Here is a 17,808-nt window from a genome sequence, read left to right as displayed (position 1 = left end):
AAGCGCGCGGTCCGGCCATGGCTGACCTCCCGCGCCTTGATTGCTGCCTGCGTATACAGGCAGCGACTTAAATTTTCAAGATCGTTTTTTAAAGCTTCTCGACCTGGGTATATTCCAGCTCGACCGGAGTTGAACGACCGAAGATCGAAACAGACACCTTCAGGCGTGCACGTTCTTCATCAACTCCTTCGACGACACCGTTAAACGATGCAAACGGGCCATCGGAAACACGCACTTCCTCGCCAACCTCGAATGCGATGGTCGGCTTCGGACGATCAACACCTTCCTGCACCTGATGCAGAATGTGCTGAGCTTCCTTTTCGGAAATCGGCATCGGCTTGCCACGGCTACCCAGGAAATCGGTGACCTTCGCGGTGTTTTTAACCAGATGCCAGCTTTCGTCAGTGAGATCCATCTTCAGCAGGACATAGCCCGGGAAAAACTTCCGCTCGGCATTGACCTTGGTGCCGCGACGCATCTCGACAGTTTCTTCAGTCGGGACCAGGACCTCTTCGATCTCGCCTTCAAGACCTTTCTTGATGGCTTGTTCGCGGATCGACTGGGCGACCTTTTTCTCGAATCCGGAGTGAACGTGCAATACGTACCAGCGATGCGCCATTGACTTAGCCCCCAACACCAAAGACCAGCTTGACACCCCACGCGAGGAGCTGATCGACAACAAAGAAGAAAACGGACGCCAAAGCAACCATCACGAAAACCATGATGGTCGAAACAGTCGTTTCCTTACGGGACGGCCACGAGACTTTCTTTGCCTCGGAGCGAACCTGCTGTACGAATTGTGCTGGCGACGTTTTAGCCATTGTCGGGGTTACACCGCTTTCTAATGCTTTGTTTCACGACCCGGAAAAATTGGCAGGAGAGGAGGGACTCGAACCCCCGACACTCGGTTTTGGAGACCGATGCTCTACCAACTGAGCTACACTCCTACAAGATCGTCAGAAAGTTGAAAAGCTTATCTTCTTTCTGGCTCATCCCCGCCCGGGTGGCGGGGTGTGCGGGCGGTTTATAGCCGCCCGCACATCCAAGATCAAGCACTCAATCGTGCAAAATCTTAAAAATTATTCGATGATTTTCGCAACAACGCCCGCGCCGACGGTACGACCGCCTTCACGGATTGCGAAACGCAGACCTTCGTCCATTGCGATCGGTGCAATGAGGGTCGCGGTCATCTGGACGTTGTCGCCCGGCATAACCATTTCGGTGCCAGCCGGCAGCTCGATCGAACCGGTAACGTCAGTCGTACGGAAGTAGAACTGCGGACGGTAGTTCGAGAAGAACGGCGTGTGACGGCCACCTTCATCCTTGGTCAGGATGTAAGCTTCTGCTTCAAACTTGGTGTGCGGGGTGATCGAGCCAACATGTGCCAGAACCTGGCCACGTTCAACGTCTTCACGCTTGGTACCACGAAGCAGTGCGCCGATGTTGTCGCCAGCTTCACCCTGATCGAGCAGCTTGCGGAACATTTCAACGCCGGTAACAGTCGTTTTGACGGTGTCTTTAATGCCGACGATTTCGATCTCTTCGCCAACTTTAACAACGCCGGTTTCAACACGACCGGTAACAACCGTACCACGACCCGAAATCGAGAACACGTCTTCGATCGGCATCAGGAACGGCTTGTCTTTCGGACGATCCGGTGCCGGGATGTAGTCATCAACAGCAGCCATCAGCTCGAGGATAGCGTTTTTGCCGATTTCGTCATCGCGACCTTCCAGAGCAGCAAGAGCCGAGCCCTTGATGATCGGAATATCGTCGCCCGGGAAGTCGTAGGACGACAGAAGTTCACGGATTTCCATTTCGACGAGCTCGAGAAGCTCTTCGTCGTCAACCTGGTCAACCTTGTTCATGAACACGACCAGTGCCGGAACGCCAACCTGACGTGCAAGCAGGATGTGCTCGCGGGTCTGCGGCATCGGGCCATCAGCTGCCGAAACAACCAGGATGCCACCGTCCATCTGTGCCGCACCAGTGATCATGTTTTTAACATAGTCAGCGTGGCCCGGGCAGTCGACGTGCGCGTAGTGGCGGTTTTCGGTCTCATATTCGACGTGCGCGGTCGAGATCGTGATACCACGAGCTTTCTCTTCCGGTGCCTTGTCGATCATGCTGTAGTCCTGGAACGATGCGCCACCCTGTTCTGCCAGAACTTTGGTGATCGCTGCGGTCAGCGTGGTTTTACCGTGGTCAACGTGGCCGACGGTGCCAACGTTAACGTGCGGTTTTGTACGCTCAAACTTTTCCTTGGCCATTGCCCTCAGATCCTATATCCGAACCAAAAAAACACGTAGAAACCCACCGCACGAGCCGACGGGTTGCATCATAAAATTGGAGCGGGTGAAGGGAATCGAACCCTCGTCGTAAGCTTGGAAGGCTTCTGCTCTACCATTGAGCTACACCCGCATATTTTTATCTGCGAGCTCTCGCGAGGGCGAGAGAGTGGTGGAGGGGGCAGGATTCGAACCTGCGTAGACTAAGTCGGCGGATTTACAGTCCGCTGCATTTGACCGCTCTGCCACCCCTCCATCAGGGTCTTAACGCCGTCCGGGTTTTGAGCCCGGCCTCGTTGCGGCGAGGGAGGGAATACGGTGGAGGGGCATGTGTTGTCAACAGCAAAAAAAGCACGAAATCGTATTTCCTTTCCTATATGTTCCCCAAGCTCTGCTTTCAGAGTCAAACAAAGTGCATTCAGTTCCTTACGGCCCGGAGGTTTCCGCCATTATGTCGCGTCGCAACAAATCACGTTCAGGAAATCGTCATCAAGGTGACAGCGGGCAGGACAACCTCCCGCACAACGATGAAAACCGCGAAGGCAATTCGCGCCGTGGACGAAAGCGCGGCCGCGATGGCGGATCATCGGGTGGAAATTCGCGCCTGATTCTCTTCGGGCGTCACCCTGTGATGATGGCAATTGCCAATCCGCAACGCACGATTCACAAAATCTGGGCGACCGAAAATGTCCGCGATGAAATTGTCGCCGCCCTCGCCGAGGCCGATCGCAATGATGTTGCCGTCGATGCCGCCGGCCGTACCGACCTTGATGAAATGCTGCCACCGGGCACAGTCCATCAGGGCATGGCCATGCATTGTGCCCCCCTGCCCCAGATTTCAGTCGAAGAACTGATTGCCGATCACAGGGATTCGGAACAATGCACCGTGCTGGTTCTTGATCAGGTCACCGATCCCCACAATGTCGGCGCGATTCTGCGCAGTGCGGCGGCCTTTGGGGCCGCGGCCGTCATCGTACCGGACCGGCACGCTCCGCCTGAAACCGGTGTACTTGCCAAATCGGCCAGCGGCGCGCTTGAAACCGTGCCCTATATTCATGCCGGCAACCTTAATCAGACACTTGATAAACTCAAAGGCGCGCATTTCTGGCTGGCCGGTATGGATGGCTATGCCGAACAGACCCTGGCCGAAGCCAAACTGCATGGGCGGGTCGGGATCGTCATGGGGTCGGAGGGCGAAGGCCTGCGTCGCCTGACCCGCGAAAGCTGTGATTTTCTGGTCAAGCTTCCGATGTCTGATCGCATCGAAAGCCTCAATGTGTCCAACGCCGCCGCGGTTGCGCTTTACGAGCTGTATCGCACCAAAAGCTGACCGCCCATCCACTTGCCGTCCCAACGTACGGAGAATGCTGTTGTGCTCAAGCTGGACCACCTTACTGTGATCGCGCCGACCCTGGCGGAAGGAGTCGATCACGTTAAAAGCTGCCTTGATCTGGATATTCCGTTTGGAACCCGTCACGATTACATGGGCACGCACAATCATCGTGTTCAGCTGGGCGACACTGTCTATCTGGAAATCATCGCATCCGATCCGGTCGCCCGTCGCCCGGATCGCCCGCGATGGTTCGGCCTCGATAACCCGAAACAGGTCCGGGCCGATTGGGAAACGGGCAAGCGCCTGCGTGGCTGGGTTGCCAGCACCACCAGCATTGACAGTGTTCTTGCGCAATATGACGGCATTTTCGGAGAACGTGTTGACCTTCCGTTCGAAAATCCGACGTTCTGTTTTGCCATCCCGGCAGACGGGTCGCTGCCGCTGGCCGGTTCCGTGCCGTCGCTTATTGATCACCGCAATGATCCGACCTCGATGGCCGAGATTCCCGACCTTGGCGCCAGACTGCAATCACTAACACTGGCGCACCCTGATCCGGATGCGATCAGAACACTTTATAACGGCCTGTCGATAGATCGTCCGCCCACGGTCATCAAGGGAGCCGATCTTTGCTATCGGGCGCTGATAACCACCGCTGCCGGTCAGAAGGAACTGCGATAAACACGGGGTTGGCAGGGGCACGAAAACCATTTGTCAGTTTCGGCCTACAAGCACTTGATTTCCCCGGCGGCCCGGATTATGTTTCGCGCCGCTCACGCCGGCATAGCTATAATTGGTAGAGCAGCTGATTTGTAATCAGAAGGTTGGGAGTTCGAGTCTCTCTGCCGGCACCATTAAAAGAAACCCCGCAAGCACATGCTTACGGGGTTTTCTTTTGTCTGGGCGGTCCGGTTATTCCGGCAAGCCGTCAAGCCGCTCGATGTCGTGCAGATCATCATCCCAGCCAGCCTTGCTGCCCAGCATGATATGCGCATCAGGGCGCTTTATCACGTCACTATCCAGACATCCCGCCGGCACGACAACCAGACGACCGCCAAACTGTTCGCGCGGCACCGCCGCACCGCATGTCTGACAGAATGATTTTTCGTGACGTGTATCGGGCACAGTATAGGTCACAACCTTGTCCCTGCCAGAACGCCATTCGAGCTTTGCCTGCCGGGAAAACAAGTTCGCGGCATATGCCGATCCCGTGTCTTTGCGGCAATATTGGCAATGACACAAAAAGAAACTGTCAAAGCGACCGGTGACCTCGAATGTCACCGCCCCGCACTGGCAACTGCCGTGATGTTTCTCTGTCATCTGCTGATCCCTGAATGTCTGTTGCCCGCAATTTGTCCGCAAACAGTGCGGGCGGTGCATGATATCAATATACGCACCGCCCGTCGAAAGACCATTCTGTTCAGGATGCCGCGCTGTCAGCCATCCCGTCTGGATGACGCATAGCGTTCCGATTCTTTATAATAATCATCGAACCCGATGCGGTTGCGCAGATCGGCCCAGTTCATCAATTTTTCATCGCGTGGCTGACCGGCCTTCATGGTTTGCAGGCATTCCACCATCGCCTTCATGGCGGCCCCCATCAGGGATAACGGATAGGCCGCGATTTGATAGCCGATATCCTTGAGTTCTTCGGGCGACAGGTCCGGGGTTTCACCACCTTCGACGATATTGGCCATTTTCGGCCCCGGCAGTTCGGCACACAGGGTGCGCATTTCATCAACACTTTTGGGTGCTTCGACAAACAGGATATCCGCCCCCAGTTCCTTGAACTTCGCCGCACGGTCAATCGCCTCGGAAAGGCCATGCTGATGACGGGCATCGGTGCGCGCCAGAATAAGGATATCTGCCCCGGCATCCCTGGCATCCACTGCCGCACGGATACGGTCAAAGGCCTCGTCGCGGCCGACAACTTCCTTGCCCTTGGTATGGCCACAACGTTTGGGCGCCAATTGGTCTTCGATCATCACAGCCGCACAGCCCGCCTTGGCAAAGCCGGTCACGGTGCGCCGGACATTCATGGCATTGCCATAACCGGTATCGCCATCGCCAATCAGCGGGATCGAAATGGCATCGGTAATGTTGCGCGCCTGATCGAGGACCTCGCCATAGGACATCAGACCAAGATCGGGTTCGCCGATCCGGGCGGCCGATGTTGCGAATCCGGACATGAAGGTCAGGGCAAAGCCTTCCTGTTCGATCAGCTTGGCAGAAAGCGCATCAAAACAGCACGGCATGGTGATCAGATCGCCGGTGGCAAGCAGCGCACGCAATTGATCGGCAGGTGTCTTTATATGTGTCATCGGTCTTTACAGCTTGAATGGGATATAGAGTGCAAGGTCGTGCCAGACATACAGAATAGCCGCTGTTACGAACATCAGGATCAGGAACGGTGCGACGCCACTTGCGACCTCGCCCAGCCGGGCCTTGGCCACCGACTGGATGACATAAAGGTTCAGCCCGACCGGCGGCGTAATCAGTGCACATTCAACCATGATCACCATATAGACCCCGAACCAGATCGGATCGAATCCAAGCGCAAGGGCCGCAGGCAGCAGAACCGGCGTCATGATCAGCACCATCGACAGTGCTTCGAACACCAGCCCCATCACCAACAGAACCGCCGTCACCACCAGAATGAAACCAAGATCGGTGTCGATTCCCTGCGTGATCATCATCGAGATGTCCTGGGGGATTCGGTAAAGCGTGATCGCCTTGCCAAAGATTTTGGCGCCGGCAATGATCAGAATGATCGCAACCGTGGTTGCCATGGAATCGAATACCGCCTTTTTAAGCGCATCCCACGTCAGAACCCGCATGATCGGACCGGTAATGATCAGCGACGCGGCAAAGCCGATCGCCGCAGCCTCGGTCGGGGTAAAGGCCCCCGAATAGATCCCCGAAATAATCAGAACCGCAAGGATCACGGCAGGCAGCGCCTTTAGCGTGGCCCGACGGCGTTCAGCCCAGCCCTGTTTGGGTTCGCGTTCCTGTCCGCCCATGCGGGCATAGACCATCGAAAACAGGATGAAGAAAACCAGAAGCGCAATCCCCGGACCGATCCCGGCAAGGAACAGCGAAATCACCGATTCTTCGGTAACAAAGCCGTAAATGATCATCGGGATCGATGGCGGGATCAGAATGCCCAATGTGCCGCCCGCCGCCAGAAGGCCATAGACGAATTTCTTGTTATAGCCGCGATTGATCATTTCCGGGATAGCGACCGTGCCGATGGTGGCTGCTGTTGCAACCGACGATCCGGAAATGGCGGCAAACACCCCGCATGACAGGATGGTTGCCACCGCAAGACCGCCCGGCCAATGCCCGACCCAGGCGCTGACCGCTGCAAAAAGGTCATTGCCCACCCCGGCACGCAACAGGATATTCGACATCAAAAGAAACAGCGGCACCGCCAGAAGGATAAAGCCATCAAGCGTTGACAGGATCGCTTGCGGCGCCATCAGGGGCGAAAAACCGCCCAGCAACAGCATGGCAAGCCCCAGCCCGCCAAGTGCAAAGGCCACCGGAACACGCGCCAGCAACAACGCAAACATCGCCGCAAGGGTCAGAAGAATGGTCATTCGTGTGCCCCTTTCGGAATATCCTTGCCGCGCAGAAGGCCGACGATTTCAATCACCGCCTGAATGGCCAGAAGCGCAAAGCCGATGGCAACGGGAAGTTCCGCCACCCAGGCCGGAAGATCAAGCATGGTGCCGCTGGTGCGACCGCGCTCGAAGCTTTCATAAAAGATTTCCCAGCCCTTGTAGGTCACCATCACCGAAAAGGCGAAAATGCACGCCATCGCGGCAATTTCGATTCCGCGCTGGGCTGTGGGTGAAAACAGACGGGTGACCGCATCAACCGCAATATGGCGGCGCGCTGCCAGCGCCCAGGGCATGCCAAGCAACGCCCCCCAGATCAGGCAAAGCTGTGAAAGCTCAGCCGCCCAGATCGTCGGACGGATAAAGAAATAACGGGCAATAACTTCATAAGTCAGCATGCAGCCTGCCAACACGAACAGGATGGCGGCAGCCCATGCCAGAAAAAGCATAAAACGATCAAACATCGTAAAACAAATGCCGTTACCCGGGTGGCTGATCATGCGCGACCGTGAAACGGACATCTCCTGATCTCGATAAAGGGGCGGGAAATCATCATCAATTGCCGACCGGGTGACGGAAGCGCGAAACATGGATCGTCATGATCGGCGGCATGGCAAGTGATGACATGATCACATTCAAAAAGATCATCCGGTCCCGCACCGGAAATTGGGCGGGACCGGCTTTATGATCAGAACTTCTGCGCAGCTTCAAAGACCTGCTTGCCAAGATCACCGGTATGGGCAAGGAATGCCTCGTAAACCGGTTTCGCAGCTTCGCGCCATGCAGCCATTTCTTCCTCGGTCGGATGGTAAATGGTCATGCCGTTGGCCTTGGCTTCGTCAAAGGCAGCAGCTTCGATTGCCGACATGCGATCACGCACGTCGTTTTCGGCATTTACCGCCGCGGTCGAAATGATTTCGCGCTGCTCTTCGGTCAAGCCGTTCCAGAATTCGGTATTCACAACCACGATGAATTCGATATCGGCATCGTTGGTGGTGGTCACCGTGTCCATGACTTCCCAAAGCTGACGGGATTTGACGCCCGACATGCCGGTCATGCCGACATCAACCGTGCCACGCTGATAGGCGATATACTGCTCGGACCCGGAAATCAGGGTCGGCGCGCCGCCAGCCGCAGAGATGAAATCACCCTGGGTTTTCGAGAATACGCGAACTTTCTGACCTTTGAGGCCATCCGGACCTTTGATCGGGCCGCCATTCGACAGCATGATCGATCCGCCATATGCCTGCCACCACAGAACCGTGGCACCGGTATCGGCAATCGCCGCATCAAGCGGTGCGCGAACCGGGGAATCCGGGGCAACGGCCTTGCGGACCTTGTCTTCGGTATCGAGAAGGAACGGCTGATAGAACACGTCAACGGCCGGAACGTCACCGACATAACGGGTCAACGATGCCACACCCATTTCGATCGCGCCAGAACCGACGGCTGCGGGGACTTCTTTATCCTTGTAAAGCTGGGCCGAGTCATAAATCTGAACTTCGATATCGCCGTTCGATTTTTCCTCGACCTCGTTCTTGAACATCAAAAGGTTCTGACCAAGGTGGCTTTTCATCGGCAGCTGCAGCGAAATGCGCAGGGTCAGATCAGCCGCATGCACAGCACCGGAAAATCCGACGGCCGTCATCAGGGCCGCGGCGAGGGCAAATTTCTTCATAATGGACTTCCTCCAGGAACTTTTATTCTAATTCTTAATGCCGGACCGCAAAGATGCGCCTATTTTTTGGCGCGGTTCAACATGTTTCGCACGGTATGAGCGATCTATCAGAAAACCCTTAGTGCGGCGCACAACCCGCTGAAACCATGGAATAAAGGAATTCCGGCCTGTTCCGGGCAATAATTTCCGCAATGCAACAATACAATTCGTACCGCACGGTCAGGACCGGCAGTCGAATGTGGCATGCCAGAATGTTTGTTTTGAATACAATTCAGAGAATCGCGCCCAGTTTCAAACGGCTAGGCAAGCTTCTATTTGCCTGCTCACCCGGCCCGGGACGTTGATATTGGCAGGCGTTTATACATCACGGTTGTCGCACTGAGCTTTTCGGAAAACGGATCGCGGGCAAATTGAGGAATGACCCCGGCAGTTTCAAAGCCAAGCGATGCATAAAGCGTCTCGGCACTGTCGCCGGTACGGGTATCAAGGGTCAGCAAACTGCGCCCCAATTCCCCTGCCCGCCTTTCTGCGGCCTCCATCAAAAGACGGGCAATGCCGCGTCGGCGAAAGTCGGGATGGACCATCAGTTTGCTGATATCTCCGCGATGGGCCTGATTGGGCATGGTATCGATATCAAGCTGCACCGTGCCAACCACCCGATCGTCATCAAGGGCGACGAAAAGCGTTCTTTTGCCCCCGGCCACTGCCGGGATGATCCGGTCGCGCCAAAATGCCACCGCCTCGGATATCGGGAAAGGTTCGATAAAACCGATGCTGGCCCCGTCATGCACACAGGCATGCAGCATCGCGCCAAATGCCTCAAGACGATCGGCAAGCGCATCCGCATCAAGGGTGATGATGCGTGGTGGGGTAGTCCGGTTGGTCTGGCCCATGATCGCGATGCTTTCAGATTGGTTATTCGACAATAAACAGGTGATAGCGCGCCCCGGAGGTAGCCGGGGTTTCAAACACATTGCCACCACGCAGCTGATAGCGCAGGCAATCCCCCGCCCCCAGTTCATGGCGCTTGCCATCCACAGTCAGGCTCAGCATGCCGTCAAGCATCACAAGATGATGTTCCAGCCCGTCGCGTGGCGATCCGCCATATTCAATCCGCGTGTCCGGATCAATTTCGACCTCCAGGACTTCACCCGCCAGATTGCGCGATGTTGGCGATACCAGACGGCGGCGATATCCGGTTTCCGGATCGGTCCAGATTTCCTGATCCTGGCGTCTGACCAGTGGCGTAAAATCATCTTCGACCATCTGCATCAAACGCGACAGCGTGACGCCAAAGGCAACGCACAGCTTGCTCAATACACTGGCGGTGGGACTGACATCACCATTTTCAATGCGCGACAGACTGGCGCGACTGACCCCGCTGCGCTTTGCCAGCTCATCAAGCGACCAGCCGCGTTCGGTTCGCAGTTGTGACAGGCCTCGCGCAAGGCGTGTTTCGATTTCTTCCATCTTGAACCTCGAATCTCAATATCGGGATGTTTTTCCATTTATGAGAATTCGTCAAGATAGAAAACCGGCCCTGCATCCACCACGCAGGACCGGTTTTTTAGTTTGATCAAATCACGCCAGTTTTGCTGTGTGGATCAATTGCGTCGTCAAACCTGCCCATCGGGAATACGCGCAACAACCTTGATCTCGAAATCAAAACCGGAAAGCCAGGTCACCCCAACGGCCGTCCAGTTCGGATACGGGGCCCGATCAAAGACCGCTCCTTTGACCGCCATGATATCGCCAAACTGGTTTTCCGGATCGGTGTGGAAGCTGGTGACATCAATAATGTCATCAAAGCTGCAACCAGCCGCCTCAAGGATCGCTCTTAGGTTTTCAAACGCCAGTTCGACCTGCTTTTTGAAATCCGGTTCCGGGGTTCCGTCTTCGCGACTGCCAACCTGACCGGAAACAAACAGAAGATCGCCAGACCGGATGGCCGGGGAATAGCCATGCGCCTCATAAAGGGCATGACGGTTCGGGGGAAAGATTGCTTGGTTTGCAAGGGACATAAAGCCCTCCTGTTCAGATAAACTCAGTTGATGTGGCGTTTTAGACTCAATTCAGATACGCTGTGTATGTGAAGCAAAGATATATTCACATACATCGCGTATGTCAATTAACATACGTGCCGTATGTTAAAATCGGAGTGCCTGATGACTGCCAAGACCCGTGCTGAAAAAATGGAAGAAACGCGCGTTAAATTGATCGCTGCGGGGCGCAAGGCCTTTGCCCAAAAGGGATATGCAGATGCGTCAATGGATGAACTGACAGCATCCGCCGGCCTGACGCGTGGCGCGCTTTATCATAATTTCGGTGACAAGCTTGGGTTGCTTGCGGCTGTAGTCGATGAAATTGACTCGGCCATGGCCCAAAAGGCCAAAGATGCCGGTGATGCCGCCGGGGGTGGCTGGAACGGGTTAATGGCCGAGGGCAGGACATATATCGAACTGGCCCTTGATCCCGAGATCCAGCGCATCGTCCTTCGCGATGGTCCGGCCTTCCTTGGTGATCCGTCAAACTGGCCAAGTCAAAATCGCTGCTTGCAGGCGACGATTGCAACACTTGGGGAACTGGCCGATCAGGGCGCGATCAAATCCGTGGATATTGAAGCCCTGGCAAGAATGCTGAATGGCGTGGCATTGAATGCGGCCCTTTGGGTTGCAACAAGCGATGATCCGCAAACAACCCTTCACAAGGCAATTTCAGCATTCGAATGCCTTGCATCTGGGGTTCTGGTCAAAGAAGAACACAGATAATTCACGGGTAGCCCCGGCAGATCGGGCGGATTGGGCAAACTGGGCGTACCGGACGGACCAAGCTACGGGTCTGGCGAAAGGCAGCATTAAACAGCCTTCCCTGCCCGACAACCAATTCCGGGCTTATTTGCCACCTTCAAGATCAAATCCGGCCCGGGTCCAGCTTTGGATGCCGCCCTTAAGGTTGCTGACCGCGCAATCGACATGGGGCAGAACGGCATTGGCCGCGCCAAAGGATCGCTGCCCCACCGCACAGACAAACACCAGGTCGGTGTCATTTTCATCGGTCAGGTCAACCAGTGCCGAAATGTCAAAATTTGAAGTCGGCATATTGATCGCGGTTTCGATATGGCCGGTGGCAAATTCATCGGGTTCACGCACGTCGATGACAGTCACCGCGTCCTGGCCGATCAGAAGATCAAGCTCGTGGGGTTCGACAAATTTTACAGCACCATCGGTCATTTCATTCTTCCTGCTGGGCGGCGCGACCATAACCGCCGCCGGTTTCGCGATTGGTGCAGAGATAACGTCCGATCCGCCGACTGTGCAAACGCAAAATAATTTTGTCAGGCCGGATCACGGGCAACCGCCTTGCGCACAGCCCGTTCCGGTCACTCAACCGTGATCACCCGAATGGAAATTCTTTCGCCAATACCTTTATCTTACCTTGCGGAACAGGTCGCTGCTTCCCAAGTCATTTAATAGGACATTTTCCAGCGGCAACGATCCGGGTCATGGCGACAGGTCGACGCCCATTCAGGTCTGAAGTCTTTATCAAAGGGCTGCCGAAACGGGGCCAAAAGACAACAACCCAAAGTAGCAAATATTAACTTGCGAACCGGCAAAGACAACAACTTCAAACTCTTGGCATCTTCTGCCGATTTTAACCAGAAGCTAAATAGTCTTCGTTAACATATTTACTGTCTGGCAAATGAACTTTTGTACCATTTGCTGACGTATACAGAATCAGGCGGCCATCAACAGGTCTGCTGCAACGCAAAACAGGCAGGACAGGAAACGATCGTTCGATACCAAAGGGATAACGTTTGAAAGGAGACCGCGCCATGGCTGAAGACAAGGACATCTTCGAGCTGTATGCGGAAGGGTATGACGGAAAGCAAGAAACCGAACTGACCATCCGTGACTACCTTAATCTATGTCGCGAAGATCCAACGGCCTATGCCTCGGCCGCGGAACGCATGATCACGGCGATTGGCGAACCGGAACTGATCGATACATCGACCGATCCCCGCCTTGGCCGTATTTTCCTGAACCGAACCATCAAACGTTACCCTGCCTTTGCCGATTTCTTTGGCATGGAAGAAACCGTCGAACGCATTGTCGGCTTCTTCAAATATGCGGCCCAGGGGCTTGAGGAACGCAAACAGGTTCTTTATCTGCTCGGTCCGGTTGGCGGCGGCAAAAGTTCGCTTGCCGAACGGCTCAAGGAGCTGATGGAACGCGAACCGATCTATGTTCTGAAGGCCGGGGATGTGATCAGCCCGGTTTTTGAAAGCCCGCTTGGCCTGTTCAACCCGGCCAAAATGGGCGATGCCATCCAGGACAAATACGGTATTCCCAAACGCCGCCTGACCGGGCTTATGTCGCCCTGGGCGGTCAAGCGCCTTGACGAATTTGGCGGCGATCTTTCCAAATTCTCGGTGGTCAAGCTGATCCCGTCGCGCCTGCGTCAGATCGCAATCGCCAAGACCGAACCAGGTGATGAAAACAATCAGGATATCTCGTCACTGGTCGGCAAGGTCGATATCCGCAAACTTGAATATTTCAGTCAGAACGACCCGGATGCCTATAGCTATTCCGGTGGTCTGAACCGCGCCAATCAGGGCTTGCTTGAATTTGTCGAAATGTTCAAGGCCCCGATCAAGATGCTCCATCCGCTTCTGACCGCAACCCAGGAAAGCAACTATATCGGCACGGAAAACCTTGGCGCAATCCCGTTCCAGGGCTTGATCCTTGCCCATTCGAACGAAGCCGAATGGCAGACCTTCAAATCCAACAAGAACAACGAAGCCTTCATTGATCGTATCTCGGTGATCAAGGTCCCCTATTGCCTGCGGGTTACCGAAGAAACCATGATCTATGAAAAACTGCTTCAGGGATCAGAACTTGAACAGGGTGCCTGCGCGCCCGGAACGCTCAAGATGCTGGCACAGTTTTCGGTCCTGTCGCGGCTACAGGAACATGAAAACTCCAACCTTTACTCCAAGATGCGGGTCTATGACGGCGAGACATTGAAGGATGTCGACCCCAAAGCCAAATCCATGCAGGAATACCGCGATACCGCCGGTGTCGACGAAGGCATGGACGGCATTTCCACCCGGTTTGCCTTCAAGGTTCTGTCTGAAACCTTCAACCATGACACCCACGAAGTTGCCGCCGATCCGGTGCATCTGATGTATGTGCTTGAACAGGCGATCCGGCGTGAACAATATCCCGAAGAACGCGAAAAGGATTATATGGACTTCATCAAGTCCGAACTGGCCCCGCGTTATGCCGAATTTATCGGGGCAGAAATCCAGAAGGCCTATCTCGAAAGCTATTCCGATTACGGTCAGAACCTGTTTGATCGCTACGTGTCCTATGCCGATGCCTGGATCGAGGATCAAGACTTCAAGGACCCCGATACCGGACAGCTTCTTGATCGCAAGATCATTGATCAGGAACTTTCGAAAATCGAAAAACCGGCCGGCATCGCCAATCCCAAGGACTTCCGCAACGAGGTCGTCAAATTTGCCCTGCGCGCACGTGCGAACAACAAGGGCAAAAACCCGTCCTGGACGTCTTATGAGAAACTGCGTGATGTGATTGAAAAACGCATGTTCAGCCAGGTCGAAGACCTTCTGCCGGTGATTTCGTTCGGTTCGAAAAAAGACAGCGAAACCGAAAAGAAACATAACGAGTTCGTCAAACGCATGATCGATCGAAGCTATACCGAACGTCAGACCCGCCGTCTGGTCGAATGGTATATGCGCGTTAATAAGGCCGGCTAAGCCACGCCCTCGGCTTACCGACCCTGCCGGGCGGTTTCTCCCTTGTCCGCCCGGCTTTTATCCCGTCGCAGGATGGGCACCCTTTCGCCCATCCTGTCAAAGACCAAAGGCCCAAGCGACCTGCACATGACATGACGGCCCCTTATCCCGGCATGTCGGTCCAAGGATGTGAATGCCCATGCTGTATATCGTTGACCGCCGCAAGAACCCGACAGGCAAAAGTCTTGGCAACCGACAGCGTTTCATGCGCCGGGCCAAGGCCCAGATCAAAAAAGCCGTCGAAGACACCATCCGGTCGCGCGGCATCACCGATATCACCAGCGGCGATCAGATCACCATTCCCGGCAAGACATTGAAAGAACCGGGCTTCCACCATGCCGGACGGGGCGGCAACCGCAACTATGTCCTGCCCGGTAACAAGAAATTCGTTCAGGGCGACCGCATCGCCCGCCCGCAAGGTGGTGACGCCGGGGCTGGCGGGTCAAAGGCAAGCCCCGATGGCGACGGCGAGGATGATTTCCAGTTCACCCTGACCCGTGACGAATTCCTTGATATCTTTTTCGAAGATCTCGAACTGCCGGACCTTTTGAAAAAAAGCCTGAAACAGACCACCGCGTTTCGCAATGCGCGTGCGGGCTTTTCGGTTGAAGGCACGCCCGCCAACCTGAGCCTTGTGCGCACCATGCGCAATTCACTGGCCCGGCGCATTGGCCTTAGACGGCCCAAAACCGCCGAAGTCCGCGAACTCGAAGAAAAGATCGCAGCCCTTCAGGCCAAGGCCGAAAAACGCCCCAATGGCAAACTGACCAAGGCCGACGAAGACAGCCTGCACGGATTGCTGGCCGATCTTGAAGAAGCCAAACGCCGCATGAAGGCGATCCCGTTCATTGATCCGATCGATACCCGCTATAACCAGTTCCAGCAAATCCCCGATCCCAACACCCAGGCGGTGATGTTCTGTCTGATGGATGTATCGGGATCGATGTCCGAACAGATGAAGGAACTGGCCAAGCGCTTCTTCATGTTGCTGCATCTGTTTTTGCATCGGCGCTACGAACATGTCGAAGTGGTGTTCATCCGCCACACGTCACGCGCCGCCGAAGTTGATGAAGAAACCTTTTTCTATTCGCGCGAAACCGGCGGCACCATTGTTTCCACCGCCCTTGAAGAAATGAAAAAGGTGCTCAAGGACCGCTATCCCACCGATCAGTGGAACATCTATGCCGCACAGGCATCCGATGGCGACAACTATTCCAATGATGGCGCCAAATGCACCAGCCTGCTGGCCGAAGACCTTTTGCCGAAATGCCAGTATTACGCCTATATCGAAATCACTGATGAACGCGAGGCAGAGATTTTCGCCGCTGCCGAAGGCGAAACCGCCCTGTGGAAGGCCTATGCCCCGCTGGCGTCGCACAATCCGCGCTTTGCCCTTAAACGGGTGACAAAGGCCGCCGACATCTTCCCGGTATTCCGGGAACTCTTTGCCAAAAACCGCACGGAGGCACGGCTATGAGCACCAAAACCAGATCCTCCGAAGCTGATAATGGCAAACTGCTTTTCACCAGTGCCGACTGGGATTTCGAAACGCTCAAGGCGACCTATGACGCGATTGAAGACATCGCGATCAATGAACTCAAACTTGATGTCTATCCCAACCAGGTCGAAGTCATCACCTCCGAACAGATGCTTGATGCCTATTCATCGATCGGCATGCCCTTGATGTATCACCACTGGTCGTTCGGCAAACGGTTCGTGCGCGACGATGTCATGTATCGCAAAGGCTATCAGGGGCTGGCCTATGAAATCGTGATCAATTCGAACCCCTGCATTTCCTATGTGATGGAAGAAAACACCATCGTCATGCAGGCACTGGTCATGGCCCATGCCGCGTTCGGGCATAACCATTTTTTCAAAAACAACTATCTGTTCAAACAATGGACCGATGCCGAAGGCATTCTGGATTATCTGCAATTCGCCAAGGGCTATATCGCCAAATGCGAAGACCGGTACGGCTTTGACGCGGTCGAACGGGTACTTGATGCCGCCCATGCCCTGATGGAACAGGGGGTTAACCGTTATTCCCATCCGGAAAAGCCCAATCTTGCGGTCGAACTGGAACGTGAACGCGAACGGGCCAAATACGAAGACGAAACCTATAACGATCTGTGGCGCACCCTGCCCCAGCCTGATCAGGGCGATCAGGATATGGACGAGCTCAAACGCAAAATGCGGATCGAGGAACGCCGCGCCCAATTCGGCCTTCCCGAAGAAAACCTGCTTTATTTCCTGGAAAAAAATGCACCGTCGCTTCAGGCATGGGAACGAGAAATCCTGCGGATCGTGCGCAATATCGGTCAGTATTTCTATCCCCAGAAACAGACCAAAATGATGAATGAAGGCTGTGCGTGCTATGTGCATTACGCCATCATGAACAGCCTGTATGACAGGGGCCTGATTTCAGAAGGTGCGATGATGGAATTCATCGATTACCATTCGCGCGTCGTGTTTCAGGCCGAATATGACGATCCGCGCTATTCCGGGTTCAATCCCTATGCGCTGGGCTTTGCCATGATGCAGGATATCCACCGCATCTGTGTTGAGCCCACCGACGAGGACCGCAAATGGTTCCCCGATATCGCCGGGAATAATGAGCCGGTGGAAACGCTCAAGGAAGCCTGGGCACATTACCGCGATGAAAGCTTCATCCTGCAATTCCTGTCGCCCAAACTGATGCGCGACATGCGGATGTTCATGATCGATGATCAAAGCACATCCCCGCATCTCGAAGTCGCGGCCATTCATGATGATAACGGCTATCGCAAGGTCCGCCGGTCACTGGCCCGGATGCATGACATTTCGGTGCGTGAACCCGACATGCAGGTGGTCGATGTCGATATCCGCGGCAATCGCCAGCTTTATGTGCAACATACCGAACATGAAGGCATCCGCCTTGAAAAAGCCGAAGCCCAGATGACACTTGGCTATATCGGGCAATTGTGGGGATATGGCGTGACACTTCAGGCGGTTGATTATGAAACCGGCGAAATTCTTCATGAAATGAATTACACGCCCGAAGATCTGGCAACTTCCTGATCTTGTGACCCGCGGTC

18 protein-coding genes and 4 tRNA genes are annotated in these 17,808 nt (G+C 54.9%); 7 read left to right on the top strand and 15 right to left on the bottom strand.

From position 1 onward, the window contains the following. Positions 1–88: 88 nt before the first annotated feature. The 6 genes from nusG to WA429_RS16375 form a co-directional block, all read right to left on the bottom strand. Positions 89–619 (bottom strand): transcription termination/antitermination protein NusG, encoded by a 531-nt coding sequence (gene nusG, locus WA429_RS16400; RefSeq protein ID WP_068518433.1) that lies wholly within the window; start codon positions 617–619, stop codon positions 89–91. Positions 620–623: 4 nt separating this feature from the next. Next, positions 624–821 carry a preprotein translocase subunit SecE gene (gene secE / locus WA429_RS16395; protein WP_040824880.1) on the bottom strand — a complete coding sequence of 66 codons (198 nt, stop codon included), beginning with the start codon at positions 819–821 and terminating at the stop codon, positions 624–626. A 50-nt stretch (positions 822–871) separates the two neighbouring features. Beyond that, positions 872–947: transfer RNA gene (locus tag WA429_RS16390), tRNA-Trp, on the bottom strand. Positions 948–1,079: 132 nt separating this feature from the next. Next, positions 1,080–2,270 (bottom strand): elongation factor Tu, encoded by a 1,191-nt coding sequence (gene tuf / locus WA429_RS16385; RefSeq protein WP_206927257.1) that lies wholly within the window; start codon positions 2,268–2,270, stop codon positions 1,080–1,082. A gap of 77 nt (positions 2,271–2,347) precedes the next feature. Continuing rightward, positions 2,348–2,421 (bottom strand) — tRNA-Gly (locus WA429_RS16380). 37 nt (positions 2,422–2,458) lie between these two features. Then, positions 2,459–2,543, bottom strand: a tRNA-Tyr gene (locus WA429_RS16375). Between the two features lie 196 nt (positions 2,544–2,739). On the opposite strand from WA429_RS16375, the gene rlmB reads away from it, so the two are divergent. The 3 genes from rlmB (at position 2,740) to WA429_RS16360 (ending at position 4,472) form a co-directional block, all read left to right on the top strand. Then, positions 2,740–3,618 (top strand): 23S rRNA (guanosine(2251)-2'-O)-methyltransferase RlmB, encoded by an 879-nt coding sequence (gene rlmB, locus WA429_RS16370; RefSeq protein ID WP_101247921.1) that lies wholly within the window; start codon positions 2,740–2,742, stop codon positions 3,616–3,618. Between the two features lie 42 nt (positions 3,619–3,660). Then, complete coding sequence (locus WA429_RS16365) at positions 3,661–4,299, top strand: VOC family protein (protein WP_287466401.1); 639 nt, start codon at positions 3,661–3,663, stop codon at positions 4,297–4,299. Positions 4,300–4,395: 96 nt separating this feature from the next. Further along, positions 4,396–4,472, top strand: a tRNA-Thr gene (locus tag WA429_RS16360). Positions 4,473–4,530: 58 nt separating this feature from the next. Here the strand turns inward: WA429_RS16360 and WA429_RS16355 are convergent. The 8 genes from WA429_RS16355 to WA429_RS16320 all read right to left on the bottom strand — a co-directional run bounded on the left by WA429_RS16355 (position 4,531) and on the right by WA429_RS16320 (position 10,937). Then, complete coding sequence (locus WA429_RS16355) at positions 4,531–4,938, bottom strand: GFA family protein (protein ID WP_287466402.1); 408 nt, start codon at positions 4,936–4,938, stop codon at positions 4,531–4,533. Between the two features lie 116 nt (positions 4,939–5,054). Next, entirely contained in the window at positions 5,055–5,939 is an 885-nt protein-coding gene (locus WA429_RS16350) for an isocitrate lyase/PEP mutase family protein (RefSeq protein WP_287466403.1), read from the bottom strand. Positions 5,940–5,945: 6 nt separating this feature from the next. After that, on the bottom strand, positions 5,946–7,217 hold the full coding sequence (locus WA429_RS16345; protein WP_068517153.1) for a TRAP transporter large permease: 1,272 nt from the start codon (positions 7,215–7,217) through the stop codon (positions 5,946–5,948). Continuing rightward, the gene (locus WA429_RS16340) at positions 7,214–7,759 is read right to left on the bottom strand and encodes a TRAP transporter small permease (RefSeq protein ID WP_336107655.1); all 546 of its coding nucleotides are present in this window, start codon (positions 7,757–7,759) and stop codon (positions 7,214–7,216) included. The genes WA429_RS16345 and WA429_RS16340 overlap by 4 nt, the downstream gene beginning before the upstream one ends. A 167-nt stretch (positions 7,760–7,926) precedes the next feature. Further along, entirely contained in the window at positions 7,927–8,916 is a 990-nt protein-coding gene (locus WA429_RS16335) for a TRAP transporter substrate-binding protein (protein ID WP_287466404.1), read from the bottom strand. 323 nt (positions 8,917–9,239) lie between these two features. Further along, the gene (locus WA429_RS16330) at positions 9,240–9,809 is read right to left on the bottom strand and encodes a GNAT family N-acetyltransferase (protein ID WP_206927254.1); all 570 of its coding nucleotides are present in this window, start codon (positions 9,807–9,809) and stop codon (positions 9,240–9,242) included. Between the two features lie 22 nt (positions 9,810–9,831). Beyond that, complete coding sequence (locus WA429_RS16325) at positions 9,832–10,386, bottom strand: helix-turn-helix domain-containing protein (RefSeq protein WP_206927253.1); 555 nt, start codon at positions 10,384–10,386, stop codon at positions 9,832–9,834. 146 nt (positions 10,387–10,532) lie between these two features. Continuing rightward, positions 10,533–10,937 carry a RidA family protein gene (locus WA429_RS16320; RefSeq protein WP_206927252.1) on the bottom strand — a complete coding sequence of 135 codons (405 nt, stop codon included), beginning with the start codon at positions 10,935–10,937 and terminating at the stop codon, positions 10,533–10,535. A gap of 144 nt (positions 10,938–11,081) precedes the next feature. Here WA429_RS16320 and WA429_RS16315 point away from each other — a divergent pair, with 144 nt between their 5' ends. After that, positions 11,082–11,684, top strand: a complete 603-nt coding sequence (locus WA429_RS16315; RefSeq protein WP_287466405.1) for a TetR/AcrR family transcriptional regulator — start codon at positions 11,082–11,084, stop codon at positions 11,682–11,684. Positions 11,685–11,807: 123 nt separating this feature from the next. Here the strand turns inward: WA429_RS16315 and WA429_RS16310 are convergent, their stop codons facing one another. After that, positions 11,808–12,146 carry a rhodanese-like domain-containing protein gene (locus WA429_RS16310; RefSeq protein WP_206927250.1) on the bottom strand — a complete coding sequence of 113 codons (339 nt, stop codon included), beginning with the start codon at positions 12,144–12,146 and terminating at the stop codon, positions 11,808–11,810. Positions 12,147–12,748: 602 nt separating this feature from the next. Here WA429_RS16310 and WA429_RS16305 point away from each other — a divergent pair. The 3 genes from WA429_RS16305 to WA429_RS16295 all read left to right on the top strand — a co-directional run bounded on the left by WA429_RS16305 (position 12,749) and on the right by WA429_RS16295 (position 17,791). Next, on the top strand, positions 12,749–14,695 hold the full coding sequence (locus tag WA429_RS16305) for a PrkA family serine protein kinase (RefSeq protein WP_068517148.1): 1,947 nt from the start codon (positions 12,749–12,751) through the stop codon (positions 14,693–14,695). A gap of 178 nt (positions 14,696–14,873) precedes the next feature. Next, a complete protein-coding gene (locus tag WA429_RS16300) occupies positions 14,874–16,211 on the top strand; it encodes a YeaH/YhbH family protein (RefSeq protein WP_287466406.1) in 1,338 nt (445 codons plus the stop codon). Next, positions 16,208–17,791: a SpoVR family protein gene (locus WA429_RS16295; RefSeq protein WP_287466407.1), complete on the top strand. Its 1,584-nt coding sequence runs from the start codon at positions 16,208–16,210 to the stop codon at positions 17,789–17,791. Before WA429_RS16300 ends, WA429_RS16295 begins: the two co-directional genes overlap by 4 nt. Positions 17,792–17,808: the final 17 nt, after the last annotated feature.

It is taken from the genome of Thalassospira sp. CH_XMU1420-2 (assembly GCF_037029325.1).
In the GTDB taxonomy this organism is placed as follows: Bacteria; Pseudomonadota; Alphaproteobacteria; order Rhodospirillales; family Thalassospiraceae; genus Thalassospira; species Thalassospira povalilytica.
This window is presented reverse-complemented; position numbering and strand designations above follow the sequence as displayed.

Excerpts from the sequence above, each read along its gene's own strand:
- WA429_RS16330 (WP_206927254.1), bottom strand. The coding sequence starts at position 9,809 with ATGGGCCAGACCAACCGGACTACCCCACCACGCATCATCACCCTTGAT.
- WA429_RS16295 (WP_287466407.1), top strand. The coding sequence starts at position 16,208 with ATGAGCACCAAAACCAGATCCTCCGAAGCTGATAATGGCAAACTGCTT.
- WA429_RS16325 (WP_206927253.1), bottom strand. The coding sequence starts at position 10,386 with ATGGAAGAAATCGAAACACGCCTTGCGCGAGGCCTGTCACAACTGCGA.
- WA429_RS16315 (WP_287466405.1), top strand. The coding sequence starts at position 11,082 with ATGACTGCCAAGACCCGTGCTGAAAAAATGGAAGAAACGCGCGTTAAA.
- WA429_RS16305 (WP_068517148.1), top strand. The coding sequence starts at position 12,749 with ATGGCTGAAGACAAGGACATCTTCGAGCTGTATGCGGAAGGGTATGAC.
- WA429_RS16350 (WP_287466403.1), bottom strand. The coding sequence starts at position 5,939 with ATGACACATATAAAGACACCTGCCGATCAATTGCGTGCGCTGCTTGCC.
- WA429_RS16340 (WP_336107655.1), bottom strand. The coding sequence starts at position 7,759 with ATGTCCGTTTCACGGTCGCGCATGATCAGCCACCCGGGTAACGGCATT.
- WA429_RS16335 (WP_287466404.1), bottom strand. The coding sequence starts at position 8,916 with ATGAAGAAATTTGCCCTCGCCGCGGCCCTGATGACGGCCGTCGGATTT.
- WA429_RS16345 (WP_068517153.1), bottom strand. The coding sequence starts at position 7,217 with ATGACCATTCTTCTGACCCTTGCGGCGATGTTTGCGTTGTTGCTGGCG.
- WA429_RS16300 (WP_287466406.1), top strand. The coding sequence starts at position 14,874 with ATGCTGTATATCGTTGACCGCCGCAAGAACCCGACAGGCAAAAGTCTT.
- nusG (WP_068518433.1), bottom strand. The coding sequence starts at position 619 with ATGGCGCATCGCTGGTACGTATTGCACGTTCACTCCGGATTCGAGAAA.
- tuf (WP_206927257.1), bottom strand. The coding sequence starts at position 2,270 with ATGGCCAAGGAAAAGTTTGAGCGTACAAAACCGCACGTTAACGTTGGC.
- WA429_RS16320 (WP_206927252.1), bottom strand. The coding sequence starts at position 10,937 with ATGTCCCTTGCAAACCAAGCAATCTTTCCCCCGAACCGTCATGCCCTT.
- WA429_RS16310 (WP_206927250.1), bottom strand. The coding sequence starts at position 12,146 with ATGACCGATGGTGCTGTAAAATTTGTCGAACCCCACGAGCTTGATCTT.
- secE (WP_040824880.1), bottom strand. The coding sequence starts at position 821 with ATGGCTAAAACGTCGCCAGCACAATTCGTACAGCAGGTTCGCTCCGAG.
- rlmB (WP_101247921.1), top strand. The coding sequence starts at position 2,740 with ATGTCGCGTCGCAACAAATCACGTTCAGGAAATCGTCATCAAGGTGAC.
- WA429_RS16355 (WP_287466402.1), bottom strand. The coding sequence starts at position 4,938 with ATGACAGAGAAACATCACGGCAGTTGCCAGTGCGGGGCGGTGACATTC.